This window comes from Candidatus Falkowbacteria bacterium (assembly GCA_026396835.1).
Classification (GTDB): domain Bacteria; phylum Patescibacteriota; class Patescibacteriia; order Patescibacteriales; family Patescibacteriaceae; genus Patescibacterium.
Genome location: JAPLWA010000004.1, coordinates 311,123 through 335,772 on the forward strand (window position 1 = coordinate 311,123; position 24,650 = coordinate 335,772).

Sequence of the window (24,650 nt, forward strand, 5' to 3'; positions counted from 1 at the left end):
TTTAGTATGGCATCTTTATTTAGAGAAGATTTACCCGTATGTACTCCTAAAAACCTCAGACAAGTTGCCGAAAAACTTGAATTAGATTCTGGCTATCTAGCTTTGGCATCATATCCAGAGCTTGTTGAAGTAAGAAATATTTTTAATCGTTGGTACTTGGAAATAAAAGATTTTTTAGATAAGCAATATATTAAATTTATACAAAAAGATTTTCACAGTAGATCATGGGAACTTTTTTGTGGGAAATTATTAAATACTAACTTTGGCTTAAAAACAAAAAAATCACAAATCGGGACGCCAGATTTCCTCATAGGTATTAATAGTACACCGGCCTGGATTGAATCAATGGCCCCAGAAAATGCAACCAATGCAAATAAAATTCTACTTTTGCGTGATCAATTTAATACTGCTAATTCAGGAACAATGATATCAGGTGGCGGTCCTATAAATGAACTTGCTGATCCGGTTGTCTTTAGAATCAAAAGTAAGATTCTTGATAAATATAAGTCATTCTTCACAACCTATTTAAATTTTGGAGTTAAAAAGAGTGATTTTTATATAATAGCTTTAAACATTCATTCTTTTGATGACGGATTTTTAGATGAAAGGATATTCAGACAAATATTTTTTGGGCAAGGTAATAACATTGTTTTCCCCGGAGATAAAAAGAATATTACTAATAATACTAAATATGTTGAAAATAGGGCAACCGCAACTAATTTAGAGGGTAAAAATATTTCGGTAGGTATCTTCTTAGATGATAGATTTAAGTACTTAAGCGGTGTTTTAATCACTTCTAATGATGTGTTTAACCTTGCGATTAAAAAAGATATTGGCTCTAGCTTATTTTTTATTCATAACTGCAATGCCCAAAATAAAATTCCTTTAAATATTTTTTCTTTTTGTTCTCAAATAAATTATCATATAGAAAGCGGGGAAACAAAAACAACTCAACCATTCTCGATATCTAAGGTTGAGCGTGATTAATAACGATTGAGAAACGTAAAATCTTTTGAGGCTGGTTTAATTATTTCTTTTACTTTTCGCAAATTTCTGAAAGTTTATAACTTGATCTGGATTCTCTCTTAACTTAGCAACTATCTTCTCTAGATCTTTTTTATCGGTAATTTCACTAATACCGAACATTTCTTCTAATAACTCATCTAATGATACTTTAGGCATAATATTATATTTGTACTGTTAATAAAATTATGATATTACGGCCTCCATTTTAACTCAAGCCATTCACGGCGAGATAAAGAAAAATCTTGTCCAGTAATAAATATACCGGCGCCTTCTCTATATGAATTCCAATACTTACCTTTACTAAAACCAAATTTTTCACCATCTAATTTACATGACCAATTTTTTCTATCCTTAATAATACAATCAGTTGCTTTATTAATTGAATCCGATTCTCCGGGTTGCCAATATATTACTTCTTGACGTTTTTTTGATACTTCATAAGTCGTGGGGAACGACATGATAGTAATTTTACCCGGACAGTTTCCTTCCTCAATTTTTTTATCACAATAAGCTGGATAATCTGTTATTCGCGATCTTAGAAATCCCCAGTCTGTACCGTAAACTATAAATCCTACAACAAAGATAAAAATAGCAATTAATATCCTTTTTCTAAGAATATAACCTTTATAGTCTTTTTTATCTTGTGCCTCCTTATCTTTATTTATTATATCTTTCATAAAATGATATTAAAGGAGAACACAAAAGGTCTCCCGACACAGTTAACATACTCTTTCGAATATGCGCCTAGACAGCTGAAAACTGGTCAGAAGACCATCTCTGCTGTCTAGGACTTAATACCATGCCCCAAAGGGGTTTAGGCGGATTTGATTGTCACTATTAAAGTACCACCATATTTGCTAAAAATCAACCTTTATTGTGTTTTATCCAGCATGTTGATAACATATAAAATATTAACATTAGAGTTATATGAATAGTACAAATAATACAAACATCTGGCTAGAAGATTTAGTTCTCAGGGGAATAGATTTATCCAAGTTTATTGAACCCGCCATCGATGGGTATGGTCGATTCAAACTTGGTTCAGGAATGTATTCAGACTATAGTTCTGATGGTGAATATGTAAGTGAGGTTATGGGTAAATATCTTATTTGGTTAGATGATATTAAGAACGCGATAGAAAAATATAAAATTGACAAAATCGCTAACGCATATTTTTGGCAAGCCGATGGCGTACCGAGAATGATTATTTCTGGTCCCGATTATTGGAATATTAATGATGATAAACCCCAGAAACTATTGAAGAAAATTTATGAAGAAACTCTTATCAAGAATAATAAGCTAAGTGACTTAGGAAAAATTATTAATGTAGTTAAAAATAAAACAACAAAGAAAATAACAATTTATATATCAAAAGATGAAGGAATTTATATTAATAAAGATAGAAAATATCCAATAAAAAAAGGTCGGTTTGATCTAATTCAAAAACTTCGTGGAGAAAAGATAGTTATGCCACGTGAGCGAATTAACTACAGCAACCCACTCAAAGAAATTAAAAAAATAAATGAAAACTTCAAAGAAGGGCTAAATTTAAAGGAGGATATAATAATTCATGTTAGCACTGGTGGTTATAGGCTTAATCGTAATAATTATGAAATAAACTTTATTGATTAAAAATACCCTCATATGACCCCTGGGGGTTGTTAATAACTTCTAATTAAACGGCTTTTAATAGGCTGTTTTTTAGTTTACTCAGACATCAAGGTCTCTCGAAGGTATTGATTGGTTGCATTATTATATAAGTATAAATATAGAATAGTTTTTAATTTCTAGGAATCTGCCGGAATTTATAAAGAAGTTTTGTCCTTTTAAAGTTTTGACAATCTCTGGAAATCGCGATTCCGCTTGACGAGATCAAACAACGAAAATGATTAAAGTGTAATCATTTTTCTCTGAGGACAAATACATTATAGGGGAGAGGGGATTAGTACCTCTCCCTCGCCTCGGAGTAATTATTTTATTTATTATTAAGAAAAAAATATGAGAAATAAGATTCTATCACTGAGTGAGTGGTCATTGATCGGGAGTAAGTTTAAGGAAATATTGGAACTTATTGAGTGGGTGCTTATTAATGTTCCAGATGAATATCAAAAAAAAGAATTTACAGTATTGAGTAAAGCGTTTCAAAAGTATAGAAGTGTTCTGGAGGATCGTATGCTTAGTCAATATAAGGATGCACAGGATCATGAAGTACTACATATTTTTTATGGACAATAAAAATACATTTAGATGGATATCAAAAAAAGGGTAATTGAATATTTTCAAAAAGGTGATTGGCCTTTTGAAAACGAAGGCTTGAATATTCGAGCTAAGTGTATGAGTTGTAAAAACACCACTCTTGTTTTTGATTTTGAAACCGGAAAATATACTTGTGAAAATACCTTTTGTGATAATGCTGGTGAAATAGATTCATTTCTTCCGAAAGAAATATTATCAGACCCGATTGATTCTAATGATTTAAAAATATCTACCTGCCAAGAATTATTAAATTACGAAGTTGAGCCGGAATATTTCATCGTAAAACCATTAATACCAGAAAACGCGATCACAAATATTTGCAGTGATTCCGGCAAAGGTAAAAGTTTATTGGCCTTAATCATTGCCTACCACATTGCCTCCGGAAAGCCCTTGTTTGATGAATTCCCCGTGAAACAAGGTGGCGTTCTGTTGATTGATCAAGAGCAAAATTTGAACACCGTGGTATCTAGATTTAAAAAAGTAGTAACCGAAAATCTCCCAATAGATTATATTATAGACCAAAAGTTCCTTATAACTGATGAAGAAAACTTTGAATGTCTAATAAAAAAAATAAAAGAGCAGAAATATAAAGTTATTATTTTTGATACTTTTACTGAAATCCACGACAAGGAAGAAAATGAAAGCGGACCAATGAAAATTGTTAACAGAAAATTATTAGAGTTAATTCGAAGAACAAATGTAAGTCTCGTCTATCTACACCATTTGAGAAAACCCTTCAAAAATGAGAAATTGTCGCAATCGAGTAGCAGGGGGAGTGGAGAGATCATAGCAAAATGCTCGTCGAATCTTCTTTTAGAGAGCAAAAATTCTGCGGATGAGTTTGGTAATACCGTCCTTGAGATGACAATTTCTCAAGAAAAATCTAGAAGCTCAGAACGACTAAACGGCAGAATTGCAATAAAGATTTTTAATGACCCGGAGAACGGTTTTATAAAATGGCAATTCATGGGTGAAATAGAGGAGAAGGGTAAAAGAGTTGAGGAAGCAAAAATACTTATTATGGAAACTTTACAGACAGTGCCCGGAGTAACAGTTAAAGATCTAGAAGGAAAAACAGAGATAGGCAGCAACAATCTTAGATCAGGTCTAAGAGAGTTAATGAATGAGGGGAAAATTGATTGTAGCCACCAAGGAAGGGCAAAATATTACTTTCCGCTAGAGAAATAAGCTTGTTACTTGTTAATGTATATATACATATTAATAAACTAATAAGCTAATTATTGGTTCTTAAATGAACCAATAATATAAACTTCTCTTATAGGGAATTTTAATAAGATAAAAATCAATTAATAATTAATATCTAATATTAAACAAAATTACTTATTAAAAATTTTTTAACAAGTAATTAACAATTAACAAGTTCTTAATCACCCCATAACATAACAAGTTCTATGAATTGTCAATTTATTAAATCGAACGGAGAGTATTGCGGAGCAAATCCCATGAGTGATTCTGAATTTTGTTATTTTCACGATCCAAAGGTAGATCCAGAGAAAAAACTCGCGGCTAGAACTTCTGGTGGTCTTGCTAACAAAATTATTCTAAAAGAAGCTTTACCTGTTTTAGTAATTAACGAGCCCAAAGACGTGATTAACCTTCTTGCTGATACGATAGACAGAGTTCGCTCGGGAGAATTAGAAATTCGCACGGCAAATTGTTTAGGAGTTTTGGCAAATGTACTAATAAAAGCTTTTGAGATGTGTCAAATTTCTGATCGAGTGGAGATCGTCGAGCAGAAAATTTTAGAAAAAAAGACTACTTATAATTAATATTATGATTACAAAACAAAAGATTAAACAATTAGAAGAGTCATTGAGTAATCTAAGAGGCGATAAGATCTTCTGTTGTATGAAAAAATATAATGAAGAAGTGTATTCTTATAATGGGAAAATTTACTATAATCTGCAAAACGTGGAGAAAGACATAAATTTCTGTACAGGTGACTTCTTAGTTGTACTTACTGACTTCGGAAACTCTTCTTTTAATAATAAAACTCAATTAAATTAGTAAAATAATGGTATAATACAGTTACCCTGTATTGCCCATTGAAAATTTAAATGAACGATGTTTCTAACACAAATGATTTGATAACACCTGAAGAACTGGCATTGATTATAAAAATGTCTAAGTCTTCAATTTATCGATTAGTTAAAGAACGAAAGATCCCATTTTATAAAATAAGTGGCAGCTTAAGATTTAGAATATCTGATATAGAAAAATGCATAGATAGCTCCCGTGTTGAAGCAATCGTTTAATAAAATAATATGAGTATATATAAAAGTAAAAATAAATATTGGGTCAGTATTTATCTTCACAACAAGAGGTATCGAAGAGTGAGTCCGGATAACACTAGCAACGGAGCCCGAGCCTATGAGGCTGTTTTAAGGCAAAAATTAGCCCGGGGCGAGCCTATAGTTGCTAAGCTTGATAAGATTGAGGTTATTCCAAATTTTAAAGATTTTTCTGAGAAATGGTTTAATGTTTATGTTAAAACTAATAATAAATATTCAGAGGTTTTAAATAAACAGAGCGTGCTGAGAGCTCACTTAAATCCATTTTTTGGAGACAAGAGATTAGATAAAATAAGTAACCTAGATATTGAAAGTTATAAGGCTAAAAAATTACAATCCAGTCAAGCTAATAAAAGCGTGAATAATCATCTAATTATTCTAAATAAGTGTTTCAGGACAGCTCAAGAGTGGGGAGTGATTGATAATATACCAAAGATTAAACTGCTCAAGGTTCAGCCACAAAAGTTTGATTTTCTTAGCGCAGAAGAATGCCAGTTGTTATTAGATAATTGTGACGGGGTATTAAGAGAGATGGTGTTAGTTGGTCTTAAGACTGGTCTTCGTTTCGGCGAACTAATCGCCTTAGAGTGGAGCGATATAGATTTTAAGAGTAATCTTATGACAGTTCAAAAATCAATCGCTAGGGGACGCTTAGGGAGCCCCAAGAGCAATAAGATTAGATATGTTCCTTTGTTAGATGATGTTAGTAAAGTACTTAATGCAAGATCAAAAAAACGTGGTTTAGTTTTTAGCAAGGACGGTAAAAAACATTTAGGTCCGGTGCTTTGTCTAAGATGGTTACACCTAGCTTGCAAAACAGCAGGACTAAGAAAAATAGGTTGGCACACATTGCGTCACACCTTTGCATCTCACTTAGCTCAGAATGGAGTGTCTATAGTTTTGATAAAAGAGTTGCTAGGTCATGCTGATATAAAAACCACGATGAGATATTCTCATTTAACATCATTAGCTATCAGAGGAGCAGTTGAGACTCTAAATCAGAAATTTAGTCATCATTTAGTCATCCCACTAGTATCTGAGAGTAAAAAGATTTCTATCCCTAGTATTGCATCAGCTTAATAAATTGTAAAAAGCTTAACAAAAAACAGGCTTTCGCCTATTTTTTTTCTCGTAGTCCCAAGGGGAATCGAACCCCTATTACCAGGATGAGAACCTGGTATTATACTTTTTGCGGGCGCTTCAAAGTGACCGTATACCGGGTTAGGTCTTGTTCCTAAAGTTATTGGCCTGCCTTGATAACCTAAGCTGACTTTAAAGTTGCCGATATTTTTTTCAGCCCACAATTGTCCGAATGATCCGGAAGCCTGTGTGGTGAAGATACCTCTTGCAACAAAATTCAGCCCAAGATAGTGTGTTTGTACTTCCGCAGCCGCTCTAAACGTAGTGTTGTGACTCATGACACCTGTAGTATCATAGATCAAGCAACTGAGAACACCAAAATACGTTTTTGTTGCGATACTGGAGTCGTTCTGTGAGAATGACACTGTTGTCGATAGTAAAACTATCGCAAATACTACTACTGATATTAATCTTTTCAAGTTTCTATCCTTTCGGGTTAATTTATTTTCAATTTTTTAATAACTATATTATAGCACCTATCTTAAATCTTGTCAATAGATAGGCCAAATATATAGCAAAAGCGGGGGATAAATAACAAAACCGGCTATAAGAGTCTTGTATACACCAGGTTGGGACGAAGTGTTTTTAAAGTGGTTCTTAGTAGCCGGCTTTTTAAAAGGTACAACAAATTATTCGTGCTCATATACTATACAAACATATTGTAAGAGTCAAGTTGGTAGGTAAGCCTAAATAGACCTAGATTGAGAAAAAGCATCATGTCGCACAATATAACTTATACGACATGGTATATAATTAAATCAGGCTTTTAACACTACTATATCTAAATTTCTTTTTCTCAGGCTCTTTGATTGCTATGTTATGTTCTACTCTTAGGTAGCTGCTACTAGTCCTCTCCTATGATAGTAAAAATAAAAAATAAGAACTAAAATTTTTTAGCTTAAAGGTATGAACATACCACCGAGCCTAATAAATTTTAGTTCAATTTGAGACAGTAGGAGCCAAAAAACAGTTTTGTGAGATTAGGGGACTCACTCTCCCCTATTTTCTGTCATTAAAGAAAGCCGAAACTTTTTTTAGTCTATCTTTTACTTTCTGTGGAACTGATTCAAGCTGTAAAAGCATTTCTGCCTGTTGAATAATAGTTGAGGCAAATTTAACAAAAAGTTCATGTTCAAAATCAGTCGCATTATTGATATCTTTAGCATTAATTTTTTGCAAATCTTTCTTTAGTTGATCCGGGTCAGATGAAATATAAAAAACAGGCAAATTATTATAACTAGCTTTTTCAACATTACCGTTGATAAATTTAACGCCATCTTTAATACTTTGACCGCCTTTAACAGCAATATCTATGATCTTTATATTTTTATTACCCAATCTTTTTCCTACCAATGTTGGCTCTTGAACTTCGTCAAAAGCACAAATTACTTCATTAGTTTTAGTGTTGATTATAATGTTATCTACTCCGTTTTGATAATCATCACGCTTTGATGAACGCATGACTAAGTAATCCTCACCCAAAGCTTTCCTAAAAATCACAGTAACCATCATCTCAAATATTGCACCATTACCTGTCTGAGTGTTTTTGTGCCAATAATCAACCATGGTTTTTTTGAGCTCCTCTTCATCTAACTGCTCTGGATCGCCTAAATTATGGAATTTAGCAAAGGTCGCTCGAGCATCAGGGCTGTCCGCACCAGCCCAATAATTAATCCTATTATTTATAAAACGGACATCTTCTTCGCTAAGCGAACCAAAAACCTCAGAATTGGCTGAGCCATCCGAATTTAAAAGCCTAACACCATACCTTGCCTCAGCCTCATCGGCTAAAGCTTCCATGGCAAAATTAAGCTCGCCTATTGATTCTTGTTTACTCTTTGGTTTTTCTTGAGAAATGATTTCTTTTGTCATAAATATATTTATAGAATATATCTTAGTATTTTTAAACCCATCTAGCAATAGCCTTGACGCATCGTAATAAATCTAGTAATATATCTTCAAGGCGTTAGCCTGCTGCTTTATTTAAGCAGCCTATAAAGTAAGTGTATATCTATGACAGACGAACTAAACGTCAACCCAGTTTCCATGAATGATGGAGACGAGGAAAACGACGAAACATTAGGAGAGGAAGAAGAAAATACTGACGCTGACCTCGTGGCTGACGAAGAAGACGAAGCCGACGAAGAAGATGCTGAAGAAGCTATATAGTTTTTCTCTGAAAAAATTAATAACGACCCCTTAAACCGGGTCGTTATTTTTTTAATCCTTTGCTATACTTAGAGTATTATGATTGATATTATATCTTTAGTAAAAGCCGCTGGCTATTTGGGTCTAAGCGGCATTATATTTGCTGAATCAGGCTTGTTAATAGGTTTCTTCTTGCCAGGAGATAGTGTTTTATTCACAGCAGGATTTTTGGCTTCCCAGGGTCTGCTTGATATTAAGATACTTATTCCTTTGCTTTTTGTTTGTGCTGTTTTTGGCGACAGCGTAGGTTACACTTTTGGTTATCGCTTGGGACCAAAAATTTTCAAAAAAGAAGACTCATTTTTCTTTGCTAAAGAAAATATTGAACGCGCACAATTATTTTTTGAGAAGCATGGCGGCAAAACTATAATTCTTGCTCGCTTTATTCCTGTGGTTCGCACCTTTGCTCCAATTATTGCCGGGGTCGGAAAGATGAAATATGGTACCTTTGTTTTTTACAATATTATAGGCGGTTTACTCTGGGCAGTTGGTTTATTAGTCTTAGGCTATTCTTTGGGCAATTTTATTCCTAATGTTGATCGTTACTTAATACCAATAATCTTAGCAATTATAATTATTTCTGTTTTGCCAAACATTATCCATTTAATAAAAAACAAAACAATGCGTGATGCATTGTTAAAAAAAGCTATTAACTTATTCAAAAGTCGATAATTATTTAGAATATCTGACTAAACAATCATTATAAACCTCAGCCTGAGAATTATACTCCCCTACTTTCAATTTAGTTTCAGCGACTAAAGCATTATATCTTTGTATTAAACTATTATATTCTTGAACCAACTGTGCGTAAGCAGCGTTGGTTTTTGGATTATAGGCATCAAGTTCTAGCTTCTTTTGATTCATTACTAATTCTTGTTTGGTCAGTTCTAGCTTATTGTCGTCAAGCAGCTTAGCTAGCATTGTATCTGGTTTAGGACAACTAACTGAAGGCGCGCCAAATTCTTGAACTGCTAACCATGTCATATGGCCTTCAAACATGCCTTCACGAACCGCGACACCAATCTCCTCGTACCCATTTCTTAAAATATTTTCTCTGTGGCCTGGACTGGCCATCCAGCCCGCCACTAAATCTTTGTCATCATCAAAATTACCTAAAGCTAAATTTTCACCAATTATAACGAAATCATAATTAACTTTTTTGGCTAAATCAGACGGTCCTTGGCCACTTGGCGAAATATGTTCAAAGTACTGATTAGTAAACATATCATCGATTTTTAATTCAGCTGACTTATTCAATAGTAGTGATGGCTTTAGCGCTGGTAAATTCACCGACTCTCTTTCAATATTTGTTTGCTTAACTACGCCAGCAACCGTTAAAACACTTTTATCTACCACTGATTCTTCTTTTTTTCTCAAAGGTTCATCAGCGGTAAAAATACGATCTTTAGCTACAGTAACATCTCTTTTGATTGAGCCAATAGCAGGGTCATTAGCTATAAATTCATTGCTACTATTGAAAAAGGGGTCTAAATCTTTTCGAAATATAAAAAAAGCACCAGCGCCAACGGCGATTAGTAGCAATAGAATCAGTAGTAACTTTTTAGCCATATTCTTTGTTTAATTCTAGCATTTTTGTGCTATACTGACCATGCATGAAAAATAAAAACTTCATTTTCGCCTACATTGTTATATTATTGCTAATTGCAGCAGTCGTTATTTATCGCGACCAATTGCTTAAGGATTTTCCAATAAAGAATCGCCCAATTGAAAAGCTGCCAAATAGCTTCAATGAATGCATAGCCACTGGTCTGCCAGTTCAAGAGACTTATCCAAGAATATGTGTTTTACCAAATGGACAGAGTTTTTCCGAAGATATTGGTAACGAACTTGAAAAAATTGATTTAATTAGAGTCGATAGCCCTCGACCAAACAGTAACATAAAGAATCCTATTGTCATTACTGGTAAAGCTAGGGGTCTGTGGTTTTTTGAGGCCTCCTTTCCCGTAAGCTTAGTAGATGAAAATAATCTGGAGGTTACTTCAAGTACAGCGCAAGCTCAGGGTAATTGGATGACTGAAGAATTTGTAGATTTTACAGCTAATTTAATTATTCCAAATTCCTTTTCTGGTAAAGCTACATTAATTTTAAAAAAAGACAATCCATCGGGTGACAGCTCGAAGGATGATGAACTAATAATTCCTGTAAATATTTTTAACTAAAAAATAAAAAACCGGCTTCTCTTTTTGGAGCAACCGGCTTTTATACTTTAAAAAAGTATATTTGCAAAAAATTAATTTGCAAGCTCTGCTATATCTTTTAACTCAACCGTTACCTCGTCGTCTGTGTTATCACAGAACATGCAAAGACTTGTCTGAAAGTATTTTCCAGTCAAATCATCTGGTAAATCAGTTTTTGCTGCAACCGCTAGTGACATTGCGGCTTTTTGAGTCCCTTCAATCACTGAATGACAGTTTTTGCACATAATATTAACCGCGGAATCATCATTATCTAATGACAACAGCTGATTAACATCAAAGACTTTATTAGCCTTGGCGTGAGTACTGTCGACGGAACCTACATAATCTGACTTGTTCATTTTTTTGTTTTAATTTATTTGGTTATTAAATTTTTTAAAAATATCATTGGCAACCTCTTTTACTTTACTGAGATATTCTTTACCGTTTTCCTTTCGGCTTAATAAGTATCCAGACGGAACATGAACTAAAACATCTGCATTAGTAGTATACTTGTTATCATTCGAGGTTAAGTCAAAGCTAACAATCATATCTTCTTTACCATCTAGTTTAAGTTTGAAAAAAGCATCAATTCCCTTTTCATCTAACAAACTATCAACGGCGGTATAAAATTCAAGATTACTGTATTCCTCTACTTTTAGCCCCAGTCTTTCGGCTATTGTAGCATGTAAATCATTAGCAAAGTCTGGATCTGGATCACTTGGATCTGGCCAGCGTTGTATGGTTTCTACCATTTGAAATAGCTTTTTGAAATCGTCTTTTTCAAGAACTTTCTTATATCTAATTTCATCAAGAGAGCTGAATAATTTTTTATATTTGACTTCATTAACATTAGATAGATATTCCTTCTCTATCATCTTTCCCTCTTTTAAAATGGAGCTTTCTTGAAACATATATTTAGATTAGATATATTTAACACAAAAAATAAAGACTGTCAAGTGCTATATTTAAAACCTTTTCTGTTTATGAGATAATAAAGCCCATAAAATGAACCTGCGGTTGAAACATGAGTATTATCTTAACAATTACTAGAAAAACGCCAACCGATAGCAGCCCAAATAGGAAAACTCCGAAAGCGAATAGAAATTTAAATGCTGTCTCCATATAGTTAATTTTCAATTATATTATCTTGCAATTTAACAAAGCTATATATTTATAGTCTGAAGTCTTTGCGAAGGACTACTGATAGTATACCTTATCTCCGAAACGCAAATCAATATTGCGAACTTTTTCAAATCGATCTTTTAACTCAGAGCGTAAAAGTAGATCAAGCCGGTCAAGCTGTTTATTCAAATCATCACTAGTAGAAAAGTAAATCATCGCTCCCCTTTCAGGTACTAATTTAATAGTGTCTTGTTCGTTATCAACAGCAAGTTGTTTTATCTTTATACCTGAAAAACGATTAACAAATTCGGGTGTCAGATTTTTAGCAAATACTATAATCTTGTCTGCGCCGTCAATTTTTTTATCATTAATTTTTGGAAAACCGTTATTAAAAATAATTGGTAAATTCTCAACCGGACCAGCGACTGGAACCAAAATCCAACCTGAAGCATCTATCTGTTGATAAGTATCAGCTTCAAACCAAACAGCAGCCGGAGCTTTTTCGGAAATAATAACCTGCAAGGTAGAAGGAATTTTTTTAACAACCTTTATGTTATCTAGAGCATAGCGATCATTAATTTCTTGCTTTAAAGAGTTAGAGTCAAAAACAGCTAAGCGAGATTCGGATAAAAATAGAAGTCTGCTTCTATCTAAATGATCGCTTGCCAGAGTTTCAACATCGGAGCTAGAAATTAAATTAGTTCCTTTGACTTCGATGTTTTTAACAACTAACACATTAGAGAATAACAGCAACCACGCTAAAAAAATAAATACTATTATAAAAAGAAAAAACCAAAGCCAAACGCGTGGTGAAATATGAGCCAAAGTATTTTTCATAACTGAGGCGCCAAAATTATCCTTTTTTTTGTTAGCAAAATACGGATTACCCCGGCGTCGTGCCCCGGCAGCAGTGTTATACAAACGATGGCGCGGTGATGGAGCTATCATAAAATAAGATCATCAATTACAGCGCTAGCCGCGGCGTAAGCCAAAGCGTTGTGTTTACCAAAACGATTAAGTGCAAAATCTTTTTTGATATCATTGTTAACTAAATTTCCGACTATCCCCTGCTCGGTTATTTTGAAATTAGAAATTAACCAACTATTTTCATCAGCTGAAATATTTTCTTCACTAATTCCAAAGAAAACAGTTTTAGCACGACTGACAATTTGCAAATGTTTAACTTCCGGAATATCGTTATTCAAAACTATTAAACCATTTTTACCCACACTCTTAACTAAAATTTGATATTCGTGAGCAGCTTTATCAATCCCGCCAAACTGTTCTAAATAACGTTGCGTTATAGATGCTATTACCACGACTTTTGGTGGTGCTAAACTAATAAGATAAGACAAATCACCAGGTCGATCAGCTCCAAACTCAAAAACCACTATTTTTGGCAGCTTTACATAAAATGCCTTAAATGGGGCTAAAAACATGATCGCCAACCAGCGTTGATATGAATTATAGCCACTTGGAAGCCCTAAAATGGCCAGAGGAAGGCCTATTTCAGTATTAAAGCTTGGTACAGCTAAAGTCTCTCCCCTAGCCCTTAAAAACGATTCTATCGCTTGCTTAGTAAAAGTCTTATTCGTCGTTCCAGCTACTGCAATAATAAAGGGTTGCCTTAATAGCAAAGCTAATTTAGCAAAGATAAATAAATAATATTGAAGAATTATTTTAGCAAATCGTTTCATGATTTTATTGAAAATATTTTTCTAAACGCTTCATGCCTTCGATGATGTCTTCTTCTTTGCGACCAAAACTTAAACGTAAATGATTTTCGCCTGATGGACCAAAAGCAGAACCTGGTACGGTCGCTAATTTTACTTTATCTAAAATATTAACCGCCATATCAAAGCTTGGCTTATTACCATTATATCTTGGCATAACAAAGTAAGCGCTGTTTGGTCGAGCATAAGTTAATTTTTCACTGCCAATTCTGTCGAGTGCTTCACACATTAAGTCGCGGCGCTTTTCATATTCTTTTTTAAAGAAATCAATCCATTCTTGACCCATCTCTAAGGCGCCCATAGCAGCATATTGTGAAACAACTGGCGCACAAGTTACTAAGCAATCATGCACCTTCATTATCTCGCGAATTATTGAAGCGTCAGAATGAACATAACCAACACGCCAACCAGTCATGGCATAAGCCTTAGAAAAACTAAAAACTCTAATAAACCTTTTCCTATAACGCTGATCTTGACCTAGAGTAAAATATTCTCCACCATCATAAATAAAATCTTTGTAAGCCTCATCAGAAATAATAAATAAATCATGCTGTTCAGCTAACTGTGCTAAAGCTAATAACTGTTCTTTAGTATAAACAGTTCCGGTTGGGTTATTAGGATTACAAAAAAAGATGGCTTTAGTTTTAGGCGTAATAGTTTTTTCAACCATCTTGATATCAAAAGCCCAACCACCTGCTTCATCCAATGGTGCATAAACTGGCTCACAACCAGCTAAGCGAATTGCTTCTCTATAACTTGTATAAGTTGGGTCAGGGATAATAACTTCATCACCTGGCATTGTGATGGTTAAAAGCGTAGCTGTTAAAGCTTCAATTGAACCAGCGGTAACAATAATTTCGCTTTGCCAATCATAATACATATTTTCACTTGCCAAAGACAATTCAATTAATTCTCGTAACTCAGGCAATCCTGGAGATAATGAATATTTAGCAACCACGCCGTCATCTAAAGCACGTGAGGCTCGTCTTTTAATGGCTGAGGGCGTATCAAAACTAGGTATGCCCTGAGCTAGAGATACCACATTAGCGTAACGAGAAGCTAAAAGCTCCATTTGTTTAATCACGCTTAATTGAATTGATTTTGTTCGTTCAAACATAATTAAGACAGTTTCAGTTCACGGCTGCAACTTGCTTTTTAGTTACAATAATCCGAATTAATTTTTAAGCTCTTTATACCACGTATACAATTGATCTGCTAAAATATGCGCGTCTTCTCGTGCCTTTTTGACATAAGATGGATTAAAATCCTTTTCTCTTTCAGATAACAGGTTGCCGGCTATTTTAGTCACACCCGATAAATGAGGAGATTTATAAATTCCCGGAACAGCCTTAGAAAAGTTGGTAAATATTTCTCCTTTTTTCGTATAATTTTTATCGTGATATGCTAATTTTACTTCAAGAGCTTTAAATTGCATTTTATCTATCTCGGGATCATCGCGCTTTGGATGTATCAGGGTAGAAATTGACGCAATATCATATTTCATGCCCTCCTCTTCAAGTGTCCGTGTTATTGGATATATACCATCTCCTGAATTTAGTGTGTCTGTTACAATTAATATCCTTTCAGGATCCTTCAAGTTCTTAGAAATGTGTTCTTTCATTTGCTTAAAGATCGAAATTTTTTTAACCATTCTACCGTCAACCCATTCTTCATTTTCTCTCCAAGTAGACTTTTGACCAGCTATAAAAAGTAGCTTAGGTTTTTCAATGTGGTTATCATTATTAATCTTGCCTATAACCTCGTTGAAAATAAGTGCTGGTATCCTGCCGGAAGCATCATCACAAATAATGGTTCCATATTTAGCTTCTTTTAAGTCCATTTGCTCTATAATCTTTTGTATTGGTTCTCTCATGTTCTCAATATCCTGAAGCGTAATCTCTTCTGTTGCAGAGATGTCTTCTTGGGCATTATCTTGATTGGTATATTCGAGTCTTTCTGCGTGGCCCATATTCTCTACGACAATAAGAATAATAAATTGAACTATCTACTGATCTTTTTGAATGGCAAATAGGGTCGCAAAACTTTTGGAATTTCAATTGAACCATCTTTAGTCTGATAATTTTCCATGATAGCAATCAAAGCTCGAGGCAAAGCAATGGCCGTTCCGTTTAATGTGTAAACCAGCTTCTTTTCTCCATCACTATCAACAAATTTAATATTCAAAGCTCTTGATTGATAATCTGTGCAATTCGAGGTTGAAGTAATTTCTGCCCAATCGCCTTTGCCGTTCTCAGTATTTGGTTTACCCGGTAGCCAAGCTTCTAAATCAAAAGTTCTAAAAGATGGTGTGCCTAAATCAGCCGTACAATGATCGATTACTCTAAAAGGTATGTCTAACCCTGAAAAAATTTCTTTTTCAATTTTTAACATTTCATCATGAATCTTTTCGGCCTCATTAGGTTTGCAATAAATAAATAATTCTAATTTTTCAAATTGGTGAACTCTAAAAATGCCTTTTGAAAATTTAGAATAGCTACCAGCTTCAGTTCTAAAGCAATGAGACAAACCAACATATTTGATTGGAGCCTCTTTTAAGTCAAGAATCTCATCAGCGTGATAACCGCCTAAAGTGATTTCAGCCGTACCAATTAAACTTAAGTCATTATTTTCAATCTGATAAACTTGGCTTGATTCTCCACGCGGATTATAACCCAATCCTTCAACCATTGAAGTCTTGGCTAAATCCGGAGTTAGCATGGGTTTAAATCCATGCTTCATAGCAATGCTTAATGAATATTGAATTAGTGCTTGATTAAGTAAGACCAATTCATTCTTTAAATAATAAAACTTAGCACCAGCGACTTTTGTAGCTCTGTCGAAATCTATTAAATCAAGTGACTCAGCTAACTCAACATGATCCTTGGCTTCAAAATTAAATTTATTAATTTTACCCGAAGTAGCCAAAACTGGATTATCATCTTCATCAGCACTTACTTTAACATCTTTATGAGTTAGATTAGGTATGGCGATCATTAACTCTTTAAGAGAATTTTCAATGTCTAATTGCTTTTCTTCTAAAACAGATATTTTTTCACCAACCTGTTTCATATTCGCTATCTCTTCTGGGCTTGGTTTAGTTTTTGAGGTTTTATTTCTTTGTGAACGTAATTCCTGTACTTCAGCTTGAAGTTTACGCCATGATTCATCTAAAGAAATAAGCTTATCAACATCAACCAAAGCCTTGCGATCAGCTGAGTTCTTTTTTACCAAATCAATATTTTCTCTAATGAATTTAATATCTAACATAATAATGAAATTATTTTTATTTACCGTCCGCAGCTTCAGCGGAGGGCTGGTCCTTTGGTCTTAATAAAGGAAAAATCTGACATTCTCTTATTGGTTTGCCACACAAGAATGAGAACAAACGTTCAGAAATACCAAAACCACAAGTTGGTGGCATACCGTATTCAAGTGCTTCAACAAAATCTTTATCAAACATTTGTGCTTCATCATCCCCTGCTTCACGCAATTCTTGTTGATCAGCAAAGCGTCCAGCTTGATCAATCGGATCATTAAGCTCGCTATAACCTTTACCTAATTCAGAGCCAGCAATAATTACTTGGAAGCGTTGAACAAAGTTTGGATTCTCAACCTGTCTTTTAGCTAAAGGTTCCATTACAACCGGTACATTAACCAAGAAACCTGGACCACCTAAAGACTTACGACAATACTTCCAAAGATTATCAATGCCTCTGGTGATATTAAATCCTTTCTTGTCGTAATCAATTTTTAATTTTTTTAAAGTCTCCTCAATTTCTTTCAAATCAGTTTTTGTTATATCAACTTTAGTTTTTTCTTTAATAATTGAAGTAAAATCATAAATTTCCCATTCACGCGCTAAATCAACTTCAAAACCATTAATATCAAACTTTAGTTTACCAAAAGTTTCTTTAGCAACATGACGGTATAATTCTGTAACAAGCTCCATGCCCTTAGTATAGTCAGCATAACCCCAATAAAATTCCATTTGCGTATAATCTTGCAAATGCTCAGCACTCATACCTTCGTTTCTAAATTGTCTGCCAATTTCAAATGTTTTATCAAAGCCAGCAACCATTAAACGCTTCTGCCATAATTCTCCAGCTGAGATACGAAGAAAAACATCAATATCAAGTGCATTGTGATGAGTAACAAAAGGACGAGCATCAGCTCCGCCAGTGGTGGTTTCTAAAACCGGAGTTTCAACTTCTAAGAAGTCACGCGCCATTAAAAATTCGCGCATTGATGACCAAAAACGAGAACGCTTTCTGATTGTGTCTTTAAGTTCATCGTTAGTTAGAATATCTAAATAACGTTTGCGCAATTTTTCCTCTTTATCTTCTAGGCCATGCCACTTATCTGGCAATGGTCTTAAAGCTTTAGTTAAAATTTTCCATTCAGTCACAGCCAAACTCTGTTGACCAGCCTTGGTCGTAAAAGCCGTACCTTGAACCTCTATAAAATCACCAACATCAATATATTTTTCAAAAAGTTTATACTGTTCAGCACCAACCTCTTGTTTAGAAAAAACAAGCTGTAAGCGGCCGCTGTCATCTTCTAGGTCGGCAAAACTTAAATTGCCATGACCTCTTGAGCTGCGAAGACGACCAGCTAAAGTAACAACTTTTTTTGAAGCTTCAAAATCATTAAAATCAACTAAAATAGCGCCGATCATATGATCGCGGTTAGTCTTAGCTGGGTATGGATCAAGGCCTAGCTTTCGTAAAGCTTCTAACTTGGCTAGTCTATCTGATCGTTCACTAACTTTAATTTCACTCATAGTATTTGAATATGTACTCAATTTTATATTAAAAACAGGCTTAAGTCAAAGTTTTTAGGCTAAAATACTACAAAACAAAAGACTCTATTTTGCAAGTCGCAAAATAGAGTCTTAAGACCAATAATAGTTAATTAACTAATATGGGTTATTTTATATTTAATATCTCCTTTAGGTGTATGAACTGTGACCATATCACCGGTTTTCTTATTTAAGAAAGCTAGGCCCATTGGTGATTCATTAGAAACTTTACCAGACAAAGGGTCAGCTTCATTAAAGCTTACAATTGTAAATTCCTTTTCTTTGCCATGAGCTTCAACTGTAATTTTTGAACCCATACCAATTTCATTCTTACCATGAGTTTTAACTACTGTGATGTTCTTTAAAAGACTGGTTATTTCAGAGACGCGACCTTCGTTAAATGCCTGCGCTTCCTTAGCATCTGAATATTCAGCGTTCTCACTTAAGTCGCCAAGCTCTTTTGCCTTTTCAATTCGATCGGCAATTTCTCGACGTTTAGTAGTACAAAGTTGATGAAGTTCTTCTTGTAGTTTTTGAAAACCTTCTTCGGAAATTATTTGCTGTTCTCCCATAAAATTATTTATAAACCCAACTTATATTTTTGGGTCTCTCCTACTAATATAGGAGTAAACTCCAGCTATTTGTGGAGTAAGTATAAAAACAAATATACAACAAAATTGAAAACTAGGCAATACCCCCTACTCCTCCATGGACAAATTAACCATAATAATAGCTAAATAAGCAAAACCTAAAGGATGATTAAGGTATGGCGTAAAAATATTTAAAGCTATTAAAGCAAACATTGCGCCAATACTAGCTACTGATTTATAAGGATTAGTTTTAATTTTAAGAATGGCTTGCTTCATGATACTTAACAAAAACCAAAGATAGGCCAGCATTCCCAGGCTGCCAAGTTTAAGCCAGATGTCTAACCAACCCCATTCAAATGCATTGGTCGTGTAAGTTCCATTAGTTGAGGATTTAACAACACGTGGATCACTTGATTTATAAGTTAAAGTTTTACCTAAACCATAACCCATAATTGGGTGCTTAAAAATTGCCTGATTCATGACTGGCAAAAGTGCCCAACGTGAATCCGCCGCGGCGTCGTTCGCGTTAGCTCTATCAGACAATAAAGAAGCATTAAAACCAAACAGTGGTTTAGGAAATGGAAATTCTAAAGTAATAAACAAAATCACAATTGTTGTTAAAGCAACCGCGGCTAAAGCCAACATAGCTTTTAGACATTGTTTAATGTTAGGTCTAAATACTGCAAAAATAGTAAATAGAATAACTAAAGCACCCACCGCTAAACCAAACCAAAAACTACGAGACAAACTAATAATGATAACTGATAAAAATAAAGCTGAAGCTATAGCGTAGCCAACAACTGATTTAGTAATTTTCCAATTTTTGTTGATTAAAGTTTTTAAAAAAATCACTGCAGAAAAGATAAAAGCCGGTACGGCAAAAACTTGAGATTGCAAGAAAACACGGGAAAAGCCATTAGCTAAAGTCGTAATCTCGCCTAATAAATCAGCTCTTGTCCAAGCGTAAATAACTTCTGAAACAACTAAACCATGAGAAAAAATATAAAGTAGTAAAAGTGTTTTTAAGGCTAGCCAAGTACAAGCCGCAGCAATAACGATTGAAAAATCTTGACGCATTCCCTTTTCTCTCAATGTCAAAAGTAAAGGAATTATAGTTAAAATATATAGCCAACGTTTGGCTTCAATAAAAATTAAATTACTATCATTATGAAATAAAAAGCCATTAACCGTAGCGACGATTAATGCTATGAGCAGAAGCAAAAATGGAAAATAAACCGATAAACTAATCCAATTTTTAACTAAGTCTTTTTCTTTTACATAGCGCTCAATCTCTTTAACAAACCAAATCACCATGACAATAATCCATAAAGCAATGCGCAAAGAAATATGATTACCAGTTTCACCTATCCATAATAAATAACCCTGAGAACCAACTAAAAGCTCAGCCAATAAAATCAAGAATCCATAAGCTGGTTTTTTCAAGGTTATAAAAAGCGTGGCTAAAATAACTAAAGCCGTAAAAATATTAACTACCTGCGGAATAAAAAATCCAGTGAAAGAAATTACTTCACATATTGCAATAGCGCCTAGAACTAAAAAGAATAAATTTTTGTTATTAATTTTTTTCATAGATTAATTGATCGTCTATTTTAATATTGTGTTTTTTAACAAAACCAGCATTAATCTCTAAAACATAATTAACCTCAGCTGGAGATTTATAAAGTGTATAAGGTTCAGTTGTCTCAGGTCGCAAATTTTCATTATAACCAATTATTTTTTTATCATTTAACCAAACCATATCAAGCGGGAAATTCATTTCTCTCATTACAAAAGTTTGCAGCTTTGATTCTGGAAAAACAAATAGCATGCCGCAATTATCACAAAGACTTGAACGACGGCTTAGACCATCAAACCATTGTTGTTCGTTAGTAGCTAGCTCTAGCCTCAATGGCACTTGGTTAATTGTAGCTGCTACAGAATTTCTCGAATCAAATGAATTATTTGTTTTAACAAAAAACAGACTAAGAACAGAAAATATTACAGTCACAATAATAAAAACTCGTAAAAACATTTTATAATAAATTATGTTTTTCTTTTATTTTACTAACTGCTAACTTATATTTTTTCACAGCTGGTAAGAATGGCAAAATTTTATAAGTAATTGATGGTAGCCAACTACTAAAGTGTCCGCCTCCAATTTGTGCTGTGAATAAAGGCTTGTCAATGAAGACACCCTTTTTATTATTTTCCATCATCGTTAACCATAAGTCCCAATCTTGCAAACGTTTAATAGCTGGATCAAAGTTAGGAAAATCTTGGCGCCTAATTAATGAGCTGGTGTGAATAAAAGGCATTTTTTTCAAACGATCCTCACTGTAAGGAAAAAGCTTAAATAATTTTGTACCATAGTTAAATGAACTATAAGCAAAACTTGCCTCAGGGTTTGCTTTTAAAGTGTCTATCATTTTTTCTAACATATAAGGCTCCATGATAATATCAGCGTCACAGAATATAACATACTCGCCACTAGATTTAGTAAAACCATAGTTACGTGTAATTTGTGAGCCTTCATTCTCTTTCGAAAAAAATTGGAAGTTTTTACCAAAAAAATTATTAGACCATTTATCGAGCACTTTTTCTATATTGTCGGTTGAACCATCATTAACCACAATCAATTCCCACTCTTTGTAAGTTTGAGTAAGGATACTTTTCAGACAAGCGCCGATCTTATCAGCTTGATTATGAACTGGAATAATAATTGAAATCATATTAAATATTTTCTTTTAATAATTCATAAATTGTTTTAACCTTGTCTGACCAAGCAAAGTCTTTGAGTGCTCGTGTCTTACCTTGCTGTCCAAGCTTAGAACATAACTCTCGATTATTAGTTAGCTCTATAATGGCTTGTTTTAGGGCCATAGCATCCCCTGCTTCAATCAAACGTCCATTTAGCCCATCAACAACCGCATCCGCCACACCGCCGCTTCTGGTGGCAATAACAGGCTTGGAAAATAGATTGGCTTCAAGATAAACAATACCAAAGCCTTCGTAGTCGCCATTGATTTCACTTGTCGGCAAAACAAAGATATCGCTTAACTCTAACCAAGCCCATTTCTCTTCTTCAGAAACATTACTTAACAGAAACACTCTACTCTTTAGCGCTGGATCAGCTAATAATTTTTTAATATTATTTTCTTCTGGTCCATTGCCAATAATAATATAGCGAATATTTTCTTGCTCTAATAAAATTTCTGGTAAAACAGCTAAGACATCGCTAACGCCTTTTCTTTTAACTAAACGTCCGATGCTAATTAAAACCTTATTGCCAGCTAAACCATAATTATTTCTTAAACCTGACACTAATTCTGGTCTAATAAGTGGTAGCTGTGGATTTATACCTGGATTAACAATCTTTACTTTAGAGTTAGCGCCAATAAAAGCATTAACTAGTTCGGCGGTTTTACTGTTAGCACAAAGAATTAATTTAGCACGTTTTAATATTTTTTTAGTGATAAACTTTTTCCAGGCAGATTTTGTTGCCATAGAGAAATCCAAACCATGAAGAAAAACAGCATACTTAAAAGAAGCAAAAAAAGAAGCCAAATAAGTAGCCGTGCCAATTGGTAAAATTTCGCCAACAATAACCCAATCAGGCTGAGCCTTTTTTGCGGTTGAGAGTATTGTAAAAAAGCCTTTTAACCATTTTAGTGTTAAAGCATTTTTACTAAGCAATTTATTTTCACTATTATCAAGTACAATAAATTCATCTGGCCAAAAATTAGCCAGATTTTGATAGTAATTTTCTACTCCACCAAAAGCCGGCGGAAATTCAAGTGCTGCTAAAATAGTCTTCATATTAATCAATTAGTTCTTCACCGTCCTTGCCTTTGATTGATAAAATAAAACCCTTAATATCATCTCGCGTCACAGCACGGAAAACATAAACCGCTACAACATAGACTAAACCAGCAATTGCAATCGTAATAAATGGATTTAGATGACTCTTAATTAATTCAACAACTAAAAGCATAGTTAAACCAGCAGCCAAGATCTTAAACAATGACCATAAAATTGCGCGCCAATGTAGTTTTGTAATTTGTGGAATAACAACCCAACCTAAAACCAACATTAAAATACTGGTCACTAAAGTTGTTATACAAGCACCAAGCACGCCGTAACGAGGAATTAAAACAAGATTTAAAACAGCGCTTACAATGGCGGTAATTGTCATGTTAATAGTATTTCTTTTCTGACGGTCGCAGGCATTTAACATTGAACCAACCGGAAAACCTAAAAACATGAACGGCGCCGCCATCATAGAAATTCTTAGCAGCAGACCGGTTTCAGAATATTGTTCTTTAAATAGCAAAACTATTTTATCAGCCATAGCAAATGAACCAAGACTAACTGGAATAGCTAAAAGTAAACAATAAGTAATAGCTTTTTCGAAAGCTAAGGCTAATTTTTCTCGGTTACTATGCCAATAAGTACTCAACACTGGATATAGCGAAGCTACAAAAGCCATCGGTAGAAATTGCAAAGCCACGATTATTTTGAACGGGACTTGATACAAACCAACAGCTTTATCCCCTGCTAGCTTAAATAATAAAACTGAATCAAAGTAAGTATAGAAACGTTGAACAATAACAAAGAGACCAAATGGCAGAGCCATGGAAAATAACTTCTTTATAAGCGGCTTATCCCAAATTGGAGTAACTGATAATTTCCAAAACAGTTTTATAACCGAAAAAGAATAAACAAAATTGAAAATACTGGCGATTAGTAAAGCTGCCATCAAATAATTAATTGATCCACCTCTATCTAAAATTACTAAACTCAAAACTAAAATAATCAGCTGGAATATAATTGAAGAAATACTCTCAAATTTTAAATTATGAAAACCTCGGGACACTGAATAAAAAATACCAGTAAAACTATCAAACACCATGGCAAGAGATGAAATGTAAATCAATTGCTTAATAATTGGACTGTAGCCCCAAGCAAAAGACCAAGCCACAACAGCTAAAACAGTTAATATAGCTAATGGTAATTTTACAGCTATAGTGCTCGCTAAAATTGATCTAGCTTTTTCAGGATATTTAGCAACTTCGCGTGTAACAACATTACTTAAACCAAGATCAATAAAAATTGAAAAGATTGAAGTAATAGACAAAGCAAAATAGTACTGACCCAAATCAGCTGGTCCTAAAGCTCGCGCGTAAATCGTAAAATAAGTTAATGATATTATTTTTTGTAATACCAAAGCGAGTGTAAAATATGAAGTATTTTTTGCAATGTTGGCCATA

30 protein-coding genes are annotated in these 24,650 nt (G+C 34.0%); 11 read left to right on the forward strand and 19 right to left on the reverse strand.

Annotated elements, in window-relative coordinates; genetic code table 11:
- Positions 1–6: 6 nt before the first annotated feature.
- A complete protein-coding gene (locus NTY12_02725) occupies positions 7–987 on the forward strand; it encodes a hypothetical protein (protein ID MCX6792915.1) in 981 nt (326 codons plus the stop codon).
- A 36-nt stretch (positions 988–1,023) separates the two neighbouring features.
- Here NTY12_02725 and NTY12_02730 read toward each other — a convergent pair whose 3' ends face one another.
- Entirely contained in the window at positions 1,024–1,182 is a 159-nt protein-coding gene (locus NTY12_02730) for a hypothetical protein (protein MCX6792916.1), read from the reverse strand.
- Positions 1,183–1,217: 35 nt separating this feature from the next.
- The gene (locus NTY12_02735; GenBank protein ID MCX6792917.1) at positions 1,218–1,703 is read right to left on the reverse strand and encodes a hypothetical protein; all 486 of its coding nucleotides are present in this window, start codon (positions 1,701–1,703) and stop codon (positions 1,218–1,220) included.
- 250 nt (positions 1,704–1,953) lie between these two features.
- Between NTY12_02735 and NTY12_02740 the strand changes: the two genes are divergently transcribed.
- The 7 genes from NTY12_02740 (at position 1,954) to NTY12_02770 (ending at position 6,674) form a co-directional block, all read left to right on the forward strand.
- The gene (locus NTY12_02740; GenBank protein MCX6792918.1) at positions 1,954–2,658 is read left to right on the forward strand and encodes a hypothetical protein; all 705 of its coding nucleotides are present in this window, start codon (positions 1,954–1,956) and stop codon (positions 2,656–2,658) included.
- A gap of 366 nt (positions 2,659–3,024) precedes the next feature.
- Complete coding sequence (locus tag NTY12_02745) at positions 3,025–3,261, forward strand: hypothetical protein (GenBank protein ID MCX6792919.1); 237 nt, start codon at positions 3,025–3,027, stop codon at positions 3,259–3,261.
- A gap of 12 nt (positions 3,262–3,273) precedes the next feature.
- Complete coding sequence (locus tag NTY12_02750; GenBank protein ID MCX6792920.1) at positions 3,274–4,470, forward strand: AAA family ATPase; 1,197 nt, start codon at positions 3,274–3,276, stop codon at positions 4,468–4,470.
- A 224-nt stretch (positions 4,471–4,694) separates the two neighbouring features.
- Positions 4,695–5,072 (forward strand): hypothetical protein, encoded by a 378-nt coding sequence (locus tag NTY12_02755; GenBank protein MCX6792921.1) that lies wholly within the window; start codon positions 4,695–4,697, stop codon positions 5,070–5,072.
- A gap of 4 nt (positions 5,073–5,076) precedes the next feature.
- A complete protein-coding gene (locus NTY12_02760; GenBank protein ID MCX6792922.1) occupies positions 5,077–5,310 on the forward strand; it encodes a hypothetical protein in 234 nt (77 codons plus the stop codon).
- 50 nt (positions 5,311–5,360) lie between these two features.
- Positions 5,361–5,558 carry a helix-turn-helix domain-containing protein gene (locus NTY12_02765; protein ID MCX6792923.1) on the forward strand — a complete coding sequence of 66 codons (198 nt, stop codon included), beginning with the start codon at positions 5,361–5,363 and terminating at the stop codon, positions 5,556–5,558.
- A gap of 9 nt (positions 5,559–5,567) precedes the next feature.
- Positions 5,568–6,674: a site-specific integrase gene (locus NTY12_02770; protein ID MCX6792924.1), complete on the forward strand. Its 1,107-nt coding sequence runs from the start codon at positions 5,568–5,570 to the stop codon at positions 6,672–6,674.
- On the opposite strand, the gene NTY12_02775 is transcribed toward NTY12_02770, so the two are convergent.
- The gene (locus tag NTY12_02775) at positions 6,671–7,153 is read right to left on the reverse strand and encodes a hypothetical protein (protein ID MCX6792925.1); all 483 of its coding nucleotides are present in this window, start codon (positions 7,151–7,153) and stop codon (positions 6,671–6,673) included. The genes NTY12_02770 and NTY12_02775 overlap by 4 nt on opposite strands.
- Before the next feature lie 580 nt (positions 7,154–7,733).
- Positions 7,734–8,606: a hypothetical protein gene (locus NTY12_02780; GenBank protein MCX6792926.1), complete on the reverse strand. Its 873-nt coding sequence runs from the start codon at positions 8,604–8,606 to the stop codon at positions 7,734–7,736.
- A 141-nt stretch (positions 8,607–8,747) separates the two neighbouring features.
- Here NTY12_02780 and NTY12_02785 point away from each other — a divergent pair, with 141 nt between their 5' ends.
- The gene (locus NTY12_02785) at positions 8,748–8,903 is read left to right on the forward strand and encodes a hypothetical protein (GenBank protein MCX6792927.1); all 156 of its coding nucleotides are present in this window, start codon (positions 8,748–8,750) and stop codon (positions 8,901–8,903) included.
- A 78-nt stretch (positions 8,904–8,981) separates the two neighbouring features.
- Complete coding sequence (locus tag NTY12_02790; protein ID MCX6792928.1) at positions 8,982–9,614, forward strand: VTT domain-containing protein; 633 nt, start codon at positions 8,982–8,984, stop codon at positions 9,612–9,614.
- Here the strand turns inward: NTY12_02790 and NTY12_02795 are convergent, their stop codons facing one another.
- Positions 9,615–10,511: a CAP domain-containing protein gene (locus tag NTY12_02795; protein ID MCX6792929.1), complete on the reverse strand. Its 897-nt coding sequence runs from the start codon at positions 10,509–10,511 to the stop codon at positions 9,615–9,617.
- A gap of 44 nt (positions 10,512–10,555) precedes the next feature.
- Here NTY12_02795 and NTY12_02800 point away from each other — a divergent pair, with 44 nt between their 5' ends.
- Positions 10,556–11,122, forward strand: a complete 567-nt coding sequence (locus tag NTY12_02800) for a hypothetical protein (protein ID MCX6792930.1) — start codon at positions 10,556–10,558, stop codon at positions 11,120–11,122.
- A gap of 71 nt (positions 11,123–11,193) precedes the next feature.
- On the opposite strand, the gene NTY12_02805 is transcribed toward NTY12_02800, so the two are convergent.
- From NTY12_02805 to NTY12_02870, 14 genes are all read right to left on the reverse strand, one after another.
- Positions 11,194–11,499, reverse strand: coding sequence for a hypothetical protein (locus tag NTY12_02805; GenBank protein ID MCX6792931.1), 306 nt, complete (start codon positions 11,497–11,499; stop codon positions 11,194–11,196).
- A 9-nt stretch (positions 11,500–11,508) separates the two neighbouring features.
- Complete coding sequence (locus tag NTY12_02810) at positions 11,509–12,051, reverse strand: hypothetical protein (GenBank protein MCX6792932.1); 543 nt, start codon at positions 12,049–12,051, stop codon at positions 11,509–11,511.
- A gap of 286 nt (positions 12,052–12,337) precedes the next feature.
- Entirely contained in the window at positions 12,338–13,210 is an 873-nt protein-coding gene (locus tag NTY12_02815; GenBank protein ID MCX6792933.1) for a hypothetical protein, read from the reverse strand.
- Positions 13,207–13,959: a Mur ligase family protein gene (locus tag NTY12_02820; GenBank protein ID MCX6792934.1), complete on the reverse strand. Its 753-nt coding sequence runs from the start codon at positions 13,957–13,959 to the stop codon at positions 13,207–13,209. Before NTY12_02820 ends, NTY12_02815 begins: the two co-directional genes overlap by 4 nt.
- A 4-nt stretch (positions 13,960–13,963) precedes the next feature.
- Complete coding sequence (locus NTY12_02825; GenBank protein ID MCX6792935.1) at positions 13,964–15,112, reverse strand: pyridoxal phosphate-dependent aminotransferase; 1,149 nt, start codon at positions 15,110–15,112, stop codon at positions 13,964–13,966.
- A gap of 57 nt (positions 15,113–15,169) precedes the next feature.
- Complete coding sequence (locus NTY12_02830; protein ID MCX6792936.1) at positions 15,170–15,964, reverse strand: hypothetical protein; 795 nt, start codon at positions 15,962–15,964, stop codon at positions 15,170–15,172.
- A 32-nt stretch (positions 15,965–15,996) separates the two neighbouring features.
- Positions 15,997–17,262 carry a serine--tRNA ligase gene (gene serS / locus NTY12_02835; protein ID MCX6792937.1) on the reverse strand — a complete coding sequence of 422 codons (1,266 nt, stop codon included), beginning with the start codon at positions 17,260–17,262 and terminating at the stop codon, positions 15,997–15,999.
- A 16-nt stretch (positions 17,263–17,278) separates the two neighbouring features.
- Positions 17,279–18,775 carry a lysine--tRNA ligase gene (lysS, locus tag NTY12_02840; GenBank protein ID MCX6792938.1) on the reverse strand — a complete coding sequence of 499 codons (1,497 nt, stop codon included), beginning with the start codon at positions 18,773–18,775 and terminating at the stop codon, positions 17,279–17,281.
- A 131-nt stretch (positions 18,776–18,906) separates the two neighbouring features.
- A complete protein-coding gene (gene greA / locus NTY12_02845) occupies positions 18,907–19,365 on the reverse strand; it encodes a transcription elongation factor GreA (GenBank protein MCX6792939.1) in 459 nt (152 codons plus the stop codon).
- Between the two features lie 126 nt (positions 19,366–19,491).
- The gene (locus NTY12_02850) at positions 19,492–20,973 is read right to left on the reverse strand and encodes an O-antigen ligase family protein (GenBank protein ID MCX6792940.1); all 1,482 of its coding nucleotides are present in this window, start codon (positions 20,971–20,973) and stop codon (positions 19,492–19,494) included.
- Positions 20,960–21,415, reverse strand: a complete 456-nt coding sequence (locus NTY12_02855; GenBank protein ID MCX6792941.1) for a DUF192 domain-containing protein — start codon at positions 21,413–21,415, stop codon at positions 20,960–20,962. Before NTY12_02855 ends, NTY12_02850 begins: the two co-directional genes overlap by 14 nt.
- Before the next feature lies 1 nt (position 21,416).
- Complete coding sequence (locus tag NTY12_02860; protein MCX6792942.1) at positions 21,417–22,112, reverse strand: glycosyltransferase family A protein; 696 nt, start codon at positions 22,110–22,112, stop codon at positions 21,417–21,419.
- A gap of 1 nt (position 22,113) precedes the next feature.
- Positions 22,114–23,199, reverse strand: a complete 1,086-nt coding sequence (locus NTY12_02865) for a glycosyltransferase family 4 protein (protein ID MCX6792943.1) — start codon at positions 23,197–23,199, stop codon at positions 22,114–22,116.
- Position 23,200: 1 nt separating this feature from the next.
- A complete protein-coding gene (locus NTY12_02870) occupies positions 23,201–24,649 on the reverse strand; it encodes a flippase (protein MCX6792944.1) in 1,449 nt (482 codons plus the stop codon).
- Position 24,650 lies beyond the last annotated feature (1 nt).

Coding starts and splice junctions, on each gene's coding strand:
- NTY12_02740 (MCX6792918.1), top strand. CDS start 1,954: ATGAATAGTACAAATAATACAAACATCTGGCTAGAAGATTTAGTTCTC.
- NTY12_02805 (MCX6792931.1), bottom strand. CDS start 11,499: ATGAACAAGTCAGATTATGTAGGTTCCGTCGACAGTACTCACGCCAAG.
- NTY12_02790 (MCX6792928.1), top strand. CDS start 8,982: ATGATTGATATTATATCTTTAGTAAAAGCCGCTGGCTATTTGGGTCTA.
- NTY12_02795 (MCX6792929.1), bottom strand. CDS start 10,511: ATGGCTAAAAAGTTACTACTGATTCTATTGCTACTAATCGCCGTTGGC.
- NTY12_02865 (MCX6792943.1), bottom strand. CDS start 23,199: ATGAAGACTATTTTAGCAGCACTTGAATTTCCGCCGGCTTTTGGTGGA.
- NTY12_02725 (MCX6792915.1), top strand. CDS start 7: ATGGCATCTTTATTTAGAGAAGATTTACCCGTATGTACTCCTAAAAAC.
- NTY12_02785 (MCX6792927.1), top strand. CDS start 8,748: ATGACAGACGAACTAAACGTCAACCCAGTTTCCATGAATGATGGAGAC.
- NTY12_02745 (MCX6792919.1), top strand. CDS start 3,025: ATGAGAAATAAGATTCTATCACTGAGTGAGTGGTCATTGATCGGGAGT.
- NTY12_02825 (MCX6792935.1), bottom strand. CDS start 15,112: ATGTTTGAACGAACAAAATCAATTCAATTAAGCGTGATTAAACAAATG.
- NTY12_02815 (MCX6792933.1), bottom strand. CDS start 13,210: ATGATAGCTCCATCACCGCGCCATCGTTTGTATAACACTGCTGCCGGG.
- NTY12_02770 (MCX6792924.1), top strand. CDS start 5,568: ATGAGTATATATAAAAGTAAAAATAAATATTGGGTCAGTATTTATCTT.
- NTY12_02730 (MCX6792916.1), bottom strand. CDS start 1,182: ATGCCTAAAGTATCATTAGATGAGTTATTAGAAGAAATGTTCGGTATT.
- NTY12_02870 (MCX6792944.1), bottom strand. CDS start 24,649: ATGGCCAACATTGCAAAAAATACTTCATATTTTACACTCGCTTTGGTA.
- NTY12_02860 (MCX6792942.1), bottom strand. CDS start 22,112: ATGATTTCAATTATTATTCCAGTTCATAATCAAGCTGATAAGATCGGC.
- NTY12_02765 (MCX6792923.1), top strand. CDS start 5,361: ATGAACGATGTTTCTAACACAAATGATTTGATAACACCTGAAGAACTG.
- NTY12_02760 (MCX6792922.1), top strand. CDS start 5,077: ATGATTACAAAACAAAAGATTAAACAATTAGAAGAGTCATTGAGTAAT.
- NTY12_02750 (MCX6792920.1), top strand. CDS start 3,274: ATGGATATCAAAAAAAGGGTAATTGAATATTTTCAAAAAGGTGATTGG.
- NTY12_02820 (MCX6792934.1), bottom strand. CDS start 13,959: ATGAAACGATTTGCTAAAATAATTCTTCAATATTATTTATTTATCTTT.
- NTY12_02830 (MCX6792936.1), bottom strand. CDS start 15,964: ATGGGCCACGCAGAAAGACTCGAATATACCAATCAAGATAATGCCCAA.
- greA (MCX6792939.1), bottom strand. CDS start 19,365: ATGGGAGAACAGCAAATAATTTCCGAAGAAGGTTTTCAAAAACTACAA.
- NTY12_02755 (MCX6792921.1), top strand. CDS start 4,695: ATGAATTGTCAATTTATTAAATCGAACGGAGAGTATTGCGGAGCAAAT.
- NTY12_02780 (MCX6792926.1), bottom strand. CDS start 8,606: ATGACAAAAGAAATCATTTCTCAAGAAAAACCAAAGAGTAAACAAGAA.
- lysS (MCX6792938.1), bottom strand. CDS start 18,775: ATGAGTGAAATTAAAGTTAGTGAACGATCAGATAGACTAGCCAAGTTA.
- NTY12_02735 (MCX6792917.1), bottom strand. CDS start 1,703: ATGAAAGATATAATAAATAAAGATAAGGAGGCACAAGATAAAAAAGAC.
- NTY12_02850 (MCX6792940.1), bottom strand. CDS start 20,973: ATGAAAAAAATTAATAACAAAAATTTATTCTTTTTAGTTCTAGGCGCT.
- NTY12_02800 (MCX6792930.1), top strand. CDS start 10,556: ATGAAAAATAAAAACTTCATTTTCGCCTACATTGTTATATTATTGCTA.
- serS (MCX6792937.1), bottom strand. CDS start 17,262: ATGTTAGATATTAAATTCATTAGAGAAAATATTGATTTGGTAAAAAAG.
- NTY12_02855 (MCX6792941.1), bottom strand. CDS start 21,415: ATGTTTTTACGAGTTTTTATTATTGTGACTGTAATATTTTCTGTTCTT.
- NTY12_02810 (MCX6792932.1), bottom strand. CDS start 12,051: ATGTTTCAAGAAAGCTCCATTTTAAAAGAGGGAAAGATGATAGAGAAG.